Annotated in this window: 3 protein-coding genes; 2 read left to right on the top strand and 1 reads right to left on the bottom strand. The window is 46.0% G+C overall.

The genetic code is table 11. From position 1 onward, the window contains the following. Window positions 1-1728: 1728 nt before the first annotated feature. On the bottom strand, window positions 1729-3999 hold the full coding sequence (locus Y697_RS05805) for a TOTE conflict system archaeo-eukaryotic primase domain-containing protein (RefSeq protein WP_121550715.1): 2271 nt from the start codon (window positions 3997-3999) through the stop codon (window positions 1729-1731). An 881-nt stretch (window positions 4000-4880) separates the two neighbouring features. Between Y697_RS05805 and Y697_RS05790 the strand changes: the two genes are divergently transcribed. After that, a complete protein-coding gene (locus Y697_RS05790) occupies window positions 4881-5117 on the top strand; it encodes a hypothetical protein (RefSeq protein ID WP_121550713.1) in 237 nt (78 codons plus the stop codon). After that, window positions 5114-5425 (top strand): type II toxin-antitoxin system RelE/ParE family toxin, encoded by a 312-nt coding sequence (locus tag Y697_RS05785; protein WP_121550712.1) that lies wholly within the window; start codon window positions 5114-5116, stop codon window positions 5423-5425. Before Y697_RS05790 ends, Y697_RS05785 begins: the two co-directional genes overlap by 4 nt. Window positions 5426-6000 lie beyond the last annotated feature (575 nt).

Genomic DNA, 6000 nt, shown 5'->3' with positions numbered 1-6000 from the left:
CCTCAATATTATTGTATCACTGAGGTGATTTAAAATGATACATATGTATCACATAAGTATTTGATCGAGCAACGCTCTGGTTAAATTGCTGAGTGGCAGGAAGGTCGGACCATAGAAAGCGCTGTACGCTTAAGAACGAAGACCCGCTGAACGCTTAAAAACCCCGTTCACCGTCACCGGTCCTCCTTCCTCCGAGAAGAACAATGCCGAAACCAGATTTCAGCTGGAGAATTGTTGGATGACCATAATACATAGGGCAGTCATCCAATGACGCTTTTGCACGGGATCTCGCTCTCTCATAAACCGTAGATCTGGCTCTTCGTTCTGGTCGGAGAACCGTTGACGTCTTGCTTGACAAGCTTCCTGCGAAGCAGCATCACTTCCCCGGATGTTTCTCCGGGCATCACTTCCTGGGATGCTCTTCCCGGCATCACTTCCTCGCGCCAGCGAGCCTCACTTCTGCAAAGAGTGACTGGGCTGCGTCAGCAGACTGGCTCCCAAACGGTCCTATTGTCTGTCCCATTTTTCGCGTAAAATGCAGAGATTCCAACCAGGACCTTTTTCGGGCGAACGGCCGTTCGCCCCTACAAGAGAACTGCACAATCATCTTAAATTGTCATCCCGTAGTGCTCCTGTACGGGATCTCGCTCTTCAAAACCCGTTTCTGATGACCCGCTTTTGTCAACCCGATCCTTCTAACCCGCACTCTGTAACCCGATCCTCTGTTTCACACCCGCTCTATTAACCCGATCATCCTTTTTCCAGCGTACAGCCTTCAGCGTTTCTTATCTAAGCGGCTCTTTCCCCGCGAAGCGGGCATTGCGTCCTGGCATGATCTTTGCCAGCCCTGCGTCCCGGGATGAATTTGCCGGCCTTGCGTCCGCCGATGATCTTCGGCGCTATGCGTCTTACAACTCTTGTCGGAGAACGGAGAACCGTTGACAGGCTTCCTGTGAAGCAGCATCACTTCCCGACGAAGTCGGCATCACTTCCTCGGATGTTCTTCCCAGCATCACTTCCTCGCGCCAGCGAGCCTCACTTCTGCAAAGAGTGACTGGCCTGCGTCAGCAGACTGGCTCCCAAACGGTCCTATTGTCTGTCCCATTTTTCGCGTAAAATGCAGAGATTCCAACCAGGACCTTTTTCGGGCGAACAGCCGTTCGCCCCTACAAGAGAACTGCACAATCATATTAAATTGTCATCTCGTAGTGCTCCTGTACGGGATCTCGTTCTTCATAGACCGTAGATCTAGCTTTTCGTTCTGGTCGGAGAACCGTTGACGTCTTGCTTGACAGGCTTCCTGCGCAGCAGCATCACTTCCCCGCATGTTCCTCCGGGCATCACTTACCCGGATGTTCTTCTCGAACTCAAGCTTCTAAATCCCCGCTTGAGCGGGGGGGACCGCTTGCGGTGGGGAGTGTGCGCTCTGAAGCACGCCTCAAACCGTGCGACCTTTACGAAACTTGAATTGGTATTTACCTCAATTCAGAGAACGGTTTACCGTTGACGGTCAATGTGTTTTTTAGAGTGAACAGCAGTTCTTTGCCCGTAAAGCGGTACTGAAGGTGACTGGCCTGAACCAGCAAATAAGTATCATCCGTTCTATTTCCTTCAACCCGGTCTTGCTAACCCGTAATTCCTAACCCGCTCTTCTAACCCGATCCTTTGTTTCCCCGCGAAGCGGGCCTTGCGTCCGCCGATGATCTTCAGCGCCTTGCGCCTAATGTTTTATAGATGCATCACTTCCCTATATCCTAGCGCCTTGTATCCCTTCTTGCGATTTTCAAACATCTTCTTCAACATGGGGACGTTCTCATCTACGTAGTCGTATATCCTGACTTCATGCTTGCCAAAGTTCTCTCTGTGTAGTCTTCCGGCGTATTGCTGAAGAACTCCCTTCCAGGAAATCGGAAATGTGAGAAAAAGAGTGTCAAGCCTGGGATCATCGAATCCTTCACCGAGGTATCTTCCTGTGGAGAGTAAAGCGACGCCTTCATTTGCTTTCCTGAAGCTCTCAAGGGAGTCATTCTGAAGCTTCTTTGGTTGCTTTCCATGCAAGAGGATGACTCTCTCCTTCAAACAGCTCAACTGTTCAAAAATACTCTCAATATGGAAGACCCTTTCCGAGAATACTAGGCAACATCTCCCGGCTTCGACAGCTCTCTTAATGTCGTCACAGATCAAAGCATTTCTACTTTCATCTGCCTCTATTGCCCTGTAGATTTCCTTGGGTTTGCAGTCTGCCTTTGTCTCAAGATTAGTCTGCCTGGGTACATACGTTCTTTCTGAGAAGATCTTCCCTTTTCTACCCATCCGATGTCTGATAGGACCGCACTGCATGAACAAAATCCTTTCGTGACCGTCTCTTCTTTTTGGTGAGGCAGTAAGCCCTGTAATAAACTTAGCGGGAATACTCTTGATAACTCTTTCTAACGTAAAAGCCGGTATATGCTGACATTCATCAACTATTACTTGACCATAGTCTGGAAGGCTCTTGAGAGTTTGTTCATTACGCGCAAGAGTCTGAATGAGAGCTATATCCAGGAAACCTTTTGCGGAATTCTTTCCGAGACCTATCTGTCCAATCTCCTCGGGTGGGATCTCAAGAAACTCGCAAGCGCTTTCCTGCCACTGTCGTAAAAGCTCTCTTCGATGAACAAGAATAAGTGTGCCCCGTTTTCTTTGTGCAATTAGCTTTAGACCAATTACAGTCTTTCCGGAACCAGTTGGAGCGCAAAGAATTCCGAACTCTTGGGCGAGCATCTCGCTGACGGCTCTATCCTGATCCTGTGTCAATTTACCGTAAAAAGTGAACTCAATGTCACTTCCCTTAGACCGATTGTCGATTAGATTAACCCGCACTCCATTCTTTTCAAGAAGATCAAGTGAATCATACAAACAACCTCTGGGCAACAGGAAGTAGTTTCCTTCTTCATCTGCGCAGCTAATCCGCCTTGGCTTGTTGTATGTTGGCAGCCTCATTGCCTGCGCTCTGAAAAAATCAGGGTTATCGAAAGATGCTAACTTCAGAATCTCATTCATTAAGGAGGATGGAAGAGAACCCTTCTCAATACTTATCACACTGTCTAGTTTCAATGGTACTTCTTCAGGGAAGATTTCTTTAGGTACTCTCACTTGTGTTGTCGCTTTTTGAGTATTGGGGTTCTCCAAATCACGTAAAAGTTTCACAATCTTCGAGAAATCAATCCTCTCAATCGATGAGAGATGTGCCCATTGGTCTGCGTGCGGCGCAAATTCATCGTTCAGGAATACCGTATTTCCATTTTTTCTTGAAGATCCCTGCAAGGGAAGGGCTATCAGATTACCAAGTCCGCCCTTTGGAAGCACATCTTGATTAGGAAAAAACCTGTCATATGATCCTAAGCCCAGTGTTGGCCGGCTTTCAAGAACCCGGTTAAGCAATTTGAAACCGAGCTTCCGAGCTATAGAGGCTTTAATTGCGCTTTTGAAGAATAACCAGAGATGACAACCGTTGCCAGATCTTGATCTCTCTACATACAACGGAATCGAAAGTGAAGCGCAGACATTTGCGAAAGCTTTCGCATCCTCTTCCCATCCGTCACCATCTAAATCGGTGACAAGGAACCTGCAGGTTTCGTCTTCAAGAAGCGGAAAGATGCCTACTTCGATCTTTCCGGAAAGATGATCATAGATTACCCGATTTGTGAGCGGCGCGAACTCTCTCGACTCGCACTGAGAACACTTGATCTGAGGTTTCCTGCAAATTCCCTTCTTCCAAATGTTTTTACACACAGGCTGGTAGCCGGAAGAACCGTTGGCTCCTTCCCATCGAACTGCATACACATCCTGCCTGCCGAAGAAAAGCGATCTGAAGAGGGCTATCTTCTCATTGGGCGATGAATAGTGTGAGACCATGTGATTGCCAGTTCTCTGGTTTGCCGAGCTTTCTCTCAAACGTTCATTGGCCTCTTCAAGTTCTGCTATTCGGCTTTTCAGTTTCTTGAGATCATTATCCATAAAGCCACTCCTTCATCTATAGTATACAAAAGATGACCGAAATGTGCATTAGTCTACGTGTGCTGAGCTCGCCAGTTAACTACACTAAATCTGAAGGTGCTTAAGCAAAGCCCTTCAGTGCTTTTCCGGCTGCTTTCCAGTTATTTGATAATAACTCTTCAAAGCTTGTCTGATTTTGGGAAAAGGTTTGGCGTTCCCCAAAAAATGGTGGAAAATCTTTATCCCGACAAAGCACTTGATTACCCCAAGCTTCTCGACAAAGCAACAGCAAAAGTTGGCTTCTTCTTACAGTCAAATATCGGAATCTTCAACAATGATAGCGATTTCTTGGATGAGTTAAAAAAACGATTCCTGCTTCGCCACAACACATGGTTCGAAGATGTAACGAAAAATCAAAACTTGCCGGCGAACGGAATCTTGTGGTGCCAAAGTATTTATAGGATGAAGCTCCGGAGGAACGATGAAATTATCTAGAGAGAGCTCTTTAGACTGTCAGGTCAAACCGGTTACCAACAGGAAATCCTCCAGAAGGTTTCAGTACTACTGACCTTTCAGATAGGGCATCAAGAAATGAATATCTATCCGCTAGATTCGCTTTCAAAGACGGAACCGCGATAAATTTTTCTTTCCTGAGGATTCCCAGATTACCAGTTGACATAGATATCGATTATGTATGTTGGAGAAGCTGATCGATCAGAACTTGAAAAAAGAGAGTGAAATTTGAACTGTCATTTGAATCGCTTTGTTTTGAGAAAGAAATTGTCAATAAGAAACAAGAGTTGTCGTTCCGCATCATAATATGTATAATAATACGTAGTAAAGTACCTAGATGAAGGAGGTGCTAAATCACGCATTACACATCAAGAACCAACACAGTCAGCATGACAGACTTGTCTAGAAGCCCGGGTAAGTATTTCAGGCAGCTAGAAAGCAGTGGCGATACGCTCTTGGTAATCAAGAACAGTGAGATAAAGTATGCGGTTATGAATATTGAGACTTATAAGAAACTAATCGAAGTGGAAGAGCTCTTCGAAAATTCGCAGATAGCTGAGATCTTGAAAGAAAGAGCAGCAGTTCCGAAAGAAGAGTATTTGGAAGTAGATATTGACGAAATATGAGCAGTTGGAAGACACGATTTCATCCTGAAGCTCTGAAAGAAGTAGAGAGAATGGATGGGCAGATCAAATCGCTTGCAAAGAGCAAACTGAAGCAAATCTCTGCAAATCCTTTTGTGGGAATAGCGGTTGGGAATAAACATGGAATAGATCTAACCGGATACTATAAAGCCTATTTCTTCAAGAAGAAGTTCAGAATTGTGTATTCCATTGATTCAGATTCAAGAACGATCTTCGTAGTTAGCATCAACAAAAGAGAAGATCTTCTAGCCTACAATAATGCCTTCAAACGAAGACAAAAAGGGGACTAAAAATGTTCAGCAGGGCTTCGACACTGTCAACCCTGACATTGATGCACGACGCGATTCCCGACTTTCAAGAGCCTAGTTTGACCCTTGCTAGATCATTGTTTGCTTTGCGAAAGGGGCACTGACCGGCTCCTTATGAAATGCTCTGCGCTTAGGAGGAAAAAACGCTGAAGGCTGTAAAAAACGAGAAAGAGCACATTGGAGACGTTCGCTTCGCTCACGAGAAGATGAGAGAGAAAATAGGGACTGACAATTCTCCTCTTGTCCCATTTTTCGCGTAAAAGGCAGAAATTTCAACCAGGACCTTTTTCGGGCGAACGGCCGTTCGCCCCTACAAGAGAACTGCACAATCATCTTAAATTGTCATCCCGTAGTGCTCCTGTACGGGATCTCGTTCTTCATAGACCGTAGATCTAGCTTTTCGTTCTGGTCGGAGAACCGTTGACAGGCTTCCTGTGAAGCAGCATCACTTCCCCGGATGTTTCTCCGGGCATCACTTCCTGGGATGCTCTTCCCGGCATCACTTCTTAATTGTTCGCCGATGATCTTCGGCGCCTTGCATCTTGCAACTCTGCTCT

The organism is Mesotoga sp. BH458_6_3_2_1, from assembly GCF_003664995.1.
In the GTDB taxonomy this organism is placed as follows: Bacteria; Thermotogota; Thermotogae; order Petrotogales; family Kosmotogaceae; genus Mesotoga.
This window is presented reverse-complemented; position numbering and strand designations above follow the sequence as displayed.